We start from the raw sequence: 3,703 nt of genomic DNA, 5'->3' as shown, positions 1-3,703 counted from the left end.
GCATCCGAAGTGGTGCCCGGGGAGGGCCCGGGGAGATCCCGGAGGGGCCCGGGGAGTGCCCGGGAGGGCCCGGGAAGTCCCGGGATCAGCCGCGCAGGGCCTCGCCGAGCTTGACCCGAGTGCCCATGCGCAGCAGCGAGTTCTCGTAGATCTTCGCCGCGATGACGATCGCGGCCACGCAGCTCGCCAGCAGGATCACCAGGCTCAACAGCGGCTCCCACCACTGTGCCTCGCCGACGAAGAGACGCATCGGCATGCCGACCGGAGCCGAGAACGGCACGTACGACATGATCGTCAGCACCAGCGGGTTGTCGTTGAAGAAGATGACCAGGATGTACGGAGCCATGATCAGCATCGTGATCGGGGTGGTGGTCGAGCCGATGTCCTCCTGGCGGGACACCATCGATGCGGCTGCGGCGAACATCGACGCGAGCAGGATGAACCCGAACAGGAAGAACACGGCGAACCAGATGATCGGCGCTCCGAGCGTCGACAGCACCTCGCGTTGACCGGTGGCTATCAGCCCTATCGTGGCGACCGCCGCGAGTGCGAGGATCTGCCCCATCGCGAGCACGGTGTTGCCGATCACCTTGCCGGCGAGCAGCGTGCGGGACGAGATGCTCGACAGCAGGATCTCGACCACACGGGTCTGCTTCTCTTCGACCACGCTCTGCGCGATCGTTCCGCCGAAGGTCGCTGCAGCGCCCATGAACACGACGCCGAAGGCGATGGCGATGAAGTAGCGCAGCAGCGGGTTGGTGGTCGCGGGCTCGAGGATCTCGATCGTCGGTGCCTGCGAGAGCGCCGACACGAGCCCGCTGGGGGCATCTTTGAGGGCGACGACGGTGACGCCGGTCGGGCCGTCGCCGGGCAGCACCGCGGCATCGACCTTCTCGTCGCGCAGCAGCTGCTCGGCCTCGGCCTGATCCGTCACCTCGGTGACCTCGATGTCGGGCAGGGCCGACACGATCGAGGCGGTCTCCGACGTCACGGCCACGGGCATGGTGCTCGTGTTCTTGCTCGCGAAGCCGCCGATGACGATGCCGGCGAGCGCGATGAGCAGCAGGACACCGGTGGAGATCAGGAAGGCCTTGCTGCGCAGCTTCGAACCGATCTCGCGCTCGGCGACGAGCCAGATCATGGACGCCTGCGACGGGGAGCCGGCGTTCTTCGGGGTGCTCACTGGATGACCTCCTTGAAGATCTGCGCGAGGGACGGATGCTTCGGCGCGAAGCTCGCGACATCGCCGCGCTCGACGGCGGCGCGCAGCACGCGCTGCGCGGTCTCGGCACCGTCGGCGTCGAACAGGGCGTATCCGCCCTCGAAGTCGACCACGGTGACTCCCGGCTCGGCGCGCAGCCAGCCGGCATCCCCGGCAGAGACGAGCTCATACCGGTTGCCCGCGTGCTGGGCGCGCAGGCCGTCACGCGATCCGGAGGCGCGGATCGTGCCGGCCGCGAGGATCACGAGGTCGTCGCACAGGCGCTCCACGACGTCGAGCTGATGAGAGGAGAACAGGATCGATGCGCCTCGGGCGGCCGAGGACTGCAGGACCGACGCGACGACGTCGACCGCGAGCGGGTCGAGACCCGAGAACGGCTCGTCGAGGATCAGCACCTCGGGGTCGTGCACCAGGGCCGCAGCGATCTGCGCGCGCTGCTGGTTGCCGAGCGACAGCGACTCGATCGTGTCGTTGAGGCGCTCTTCGAGTCCGAGCTCGGTGAGCAGGGCGGTCGCTCGCGCCGTCGCATCCGCCTTGCTGAAGCCGTGCAGGCGCGCGAGGTAGACGATCTGCTCGAGCACCTTCATCTTCGGGTAGAGGCCTCGCTCCTCGGGCATGTAGCCGAAGTGGCGGCGGTCGGCGCTCGACAGCGCGCGGCCGTCGAGTTCGACGCTGCCCCCATCCGAGCCGAGCAGCCCGAGGACGATGCGCATGGTCGTGGTCTTGCCTGCGCCGTTGCCGCCGACGAACCCGGTGAGACGCCCGGGGGCGACCTCGAACGAGACGTCGTCGAGCACGCGCCGAGAGCCGTAGCTCTTGGTGATGCCGCTCAGTACGAGCTTTCCTGTGGTCACTTCGACTTACTCCGTCCGCTCAGTGCATCGCATGCCCTCACGCTACGGAGGGCGGGGGCGCCGCGGCATCCCCCCTGTGGTGGAGATGCAGGGGGGACGCGCCTCTGCCGAGCGTCCCCCGAGAGGCGGACGTGCGTGCGCGACCCGGTGCGGCGCGCCGGTTCAGCGCCGCGCTCAGCGCAGGAAGAGGAAGCCGAAGATGCCCAGCGCGAAGGGCGCAGCCGTGACGATGAACACGACGCCGAGAATGATGCCGACGACCAGCCACGGACTGCGCCGTCGGAGTCGCCGACCCGGCGCGGCGACGCCGGGGGGAGGGGTGAGCATGCCGGCAGGCGCGGCGAACGGCAGTGTCGAGGCGCCGGGGACGCCGGGCGAACCGGGGATGCCGGGCGACCCGGAGATGCCAGGGCCCGCTGCGGCGGGGTTCGCAGGATGCGGCGCCGCCAGGCGCAGCCGGTCGTCACGCCACCGTGCCCACTGGTCGAGCTTGGTCAGCAGTGCGCCGACCGCCCCGAACAGCCAGGCCCAGGTCGCCGGGTCGAGGGTCGACACGTCGCGGCGTGCATAGAGGAAGAGCCAGTCGTCGACGATCTCGACGTCGAGCTCTGCCGCATGATCGATGAACCGCGCCATGACATCCGGCGTGAACAGATAGAGGGCGTCGGCCTCGTAGCCGGCCGGGCAGTACAGCGAGAAGTACCGGTCGAAGTCGCCCTCGAGCGAGAGCCGCTGGTCGCCTCTGAACGCGGCCGCGAGGGTGCTGCCGAGCGTGTTGTTGCCGAGCGCGTCGAGCACGATGTTCGGCAGAGGCACGTCGAGCTTGACGGCCACGTAACCCCACCGGTGGGTCGTCGACTGCTTGCCGTTGCTCGTCGTGTACTGGTAGTTGCCGAACTCCACGAATCGGGGCTCGACGCCGCGCAGCACATCGGTCGACATGCGGCTCGAGCCCGACGAGAAGATCATGCCGGGCAGCGGAGGGGCGTCGATGCGATCGATGTAGGTCATCGCGTTGGCGCCGGCGAAGCGCGAGAGCCGCAGCCGAGTCAGCGCCCGAAGTCGGTTCGCGCGCCGCACCAGCGCGACCACGCCGACGATGAGGCCGGCGGCGAGCACCACTCCGAGCACCAGGCCGACAGCGACGCCGGTTCCCCGAGCCATCGCGTAGCCGATCCCCATCAGGAAGATGCCGATCACGGGCACGACGAACAGCAGCCCGATGACCCCGAACACCCAGCCCGCGACCTGCGCCGCCGATGTCGGGTTCGCCGCGCGATGGGCTCGCGCGTACGCATCCAGCTCCGCGGGATGCACCGGCTCGATGAGCGCGCGGGCATCGAAGAAGCCGGGAGCGCTCGCGGCAGAGGGGGTGTCGGCGGACGGAGGCATCACGCGTCCACGCTAACCCGAAGAGGGCGGATCCGGGATCAGCGGCGCCCGGCGTGCAGCACCGCCCGCACGAGCAACCCGGCCACGAGCGCCCAGAACGCGGCGCTCACGCCGAGCACGGAGATGCCGGATGCCGCGACGAGGAACGTGACGACCGCGGGGATCCGCTCGCCGGGGTCATCGATGGCCTGCTGCACGGACGATCCGAATGCCGCGAACAGCGCGAGGCCCGCGA

4 protein-coding genes are annotated in these 3,703 nt (G+C 69.6%); all 4 read right to left on the bottom strand.

The annotated features are described in order from the left end of the window. Nucleotides 1-85: 85 nt before the first annotated feature. Nucleotides 86-1,141 carry an ABC transporter permease gene (locus tag RTM68_RS17290; protein ID WP_312173336.1) on the bottom strand — a complete coding sequence of 352 codons (1,056 nt, stop codon included), beginning with the start codon at nucleotides 1,139-1,141 and terminating at the stop codon, nucleotides 86-88. Nucleotides 1,142-1,179: 38 nt separating this feature from the next. Beyond that, nucleotides 1,180-2,076, bottom strand: coding sequence for an ATP-binding cassette domain-containing protein (locus tag RTM68_RS17285; protein WP_312173331.1), 897 nt, complete (start codon nucleotides 2,074-2,076; stop codon nucleotides 1,180-1,182). 174 nt (nucleotides 2,077-2,250) lie between these two features. Further along, nucleotides 2,251-3,468, bottom strand: a complete 1,218-nt coding sequence (locus RTM68_RS17280; RefSeq protein ID WP_312173334.1) for a hypothetical protein — start codon at nucleotides 3,466-3,468, stop codon at nucleotides 2,251-2,253. A 38-nt stretch (nucleotides 3,469-3,506) separates the two neighbouring features. Continuing rightward, on the bottom strand, nucleotides 3,507-3,703 hold a 197-nt coding region (locus RTM68_RS17275), incomplete at its 5' end, for a benzoate/H(+) symporter BenE family transporter (RefSeq protein WP_312173328.1).

This window comes from Microbacterium sp. (genome assembly GCF_031988965.1).
Taxonomy (GTDB): Bacteria; Actinomycetota; Actinomycetes; order Actinomycetales; family Microbacteriaceae; genus Microbacterium.
The sequence above is the reverse complement of the archived record's forward strand: the minus strand, read 5'-3'. Positions and strand labels throughout refer to the sequence as shown.

Bases quoted from the DNA above. Each gene is read 5' to 3' on its own strand.
- RTM68_RS17290 (WP_312173336.1), bottom strand. From the start codon at position 1,141: ATGATCTGGCTCGTCGCCGAGCGCGAGATCGGTTCGAAGCTGCGCAGC.
- RTM68_RS17280 (WP_312173334.1), bottom strand. From the start codon at position 3,468: ATGCCTCCGTCCGCCGACACCCCCTCTGCCGCGAGCGCTCCCGGCTTC.